Source organism: Pseudomonas putida (assembly GCF_028682475.1).
GTDB lineage: Bacteria > Pseudomonadota > Gammaproteobacteria > Pseudomonadales > Pseudomonadaceae > Aquipseudomonas > Aquipseudomonas putida_AG.
The window spans coordinates 1-1,206 of record NZ_JANHLE010000075.1 but is presented as its reverse complement, the minus strand read 5'-3'; the positions used below and the strand labels follow the sequence as shown (position 1 = coordinate 1,206).

1 protein-coding gene is annotated in these 1,206 nt (G+C 56.9%); it reads left to right on the top strand.

Translation table 11 applies throughout. The features are described from left to right. Positions 1-700: 700 nt before the first annotated feature. On the top strand, positions 701-1,206 hold a 506-nt coding region (locus NPS47_RS25160), incomplete at its 3' end, for an S-type pyocin domain-containing protein (RefSeq protein WP_274297420.1).

Below are 1,206 nucleotides of genomic sequence, written 5' to 3'. Positions count from 1 at the left end.
TTGCGGCACAGGCCCGGTAGTGCTTCGATCTGGATGTTGAAACCGCGCACTCTCAGTCAAGATGGCGACAAGCCGTTTATTGACCACAAAACTACTGCGGTTATTCTACGGCCCTCATAAATGGATTTTACTTGTGCAGAGGACCGATATGCCCCAGAAGCTGTCTGAGGAAAGTGATGAGTCACTCAAACGCCGAGGATTGATACGCTCCCAGGAATGGCCGTACGTCATCGGCATATTGCCCCGCAGCACACCCACTACGACTACCAGATCGCAGAATGCTCTGCACAATCAGAAGGCGCAAGAGGAAGAGATACGCCGATATCAAGCAGCTCAAGAGGCCGACCGTGTTCGATAAGATGAAGCCTATCGTCGATATGAAGAACGCGAAAAAGCCGAACAGTTAAAATCACCTGCCGTCCAGAATTGCACATTTGCCAAATCCATTAGCGTGGTTAGTGGGCAGGTCTGCCATCCCGATGGCCAAGCGCCATTTGAGGGGTTGGGCAATTACGGCACCTTTGCCGTGCTCAGCACCCGTGAGGCCATATCTTGGGCGGGCACACCTCTTCAGCTGATCGGAGGTTCAGCCACGGCACTGACCTTAGCCGGGCGAGTCGGTGGCTCGTTGTCGCTGGGTTTGTCCGGTACTGCCGTCAGTGCAGGCGTTGTCGCAGGTGGCATTGCGGGTACCGTCGCCATGCTCTGGCCCAATACCTTTGCGTCGGACACCGCGTTTTACAGCACCGAGGAGTTCGCCAATCTGGCTGTGGCCAACATCGGTGTACGGGTCAACGTCAAACACCTACCCGGAGAATCGGTCAGCGCGTTCGGGGTATACACCGGCAACAACTCCGCGTGGCGAAGTGTCCCAGTGATTGCTGCCACCGCACGCGGTGATCAACTGGTCGCAGATCTGGGCGACGGCGTAGAGCTGATCTGGACACCTGCCGTCGATACCGGCAGGGTGCTAGGTATTCCAGCGCTGGAGGGTGCTCCGCAATTACCTGCGGTGTTTGTCTTTCCTGAAGCCGAACAGGCCGAGCGACGCTATGAACATCCGGCAAACCCACCCGACTTCCGGGACGCCATCATCTGGTTCCCGAGTCAGCCGCAAATCCTGCCGGTCTATATCTCGCTTAATGTGCGTGGTGCACCGGGTGTGGTCACAGGCATTGGTCAAGACGTGACGGGGATTTGGCTCGC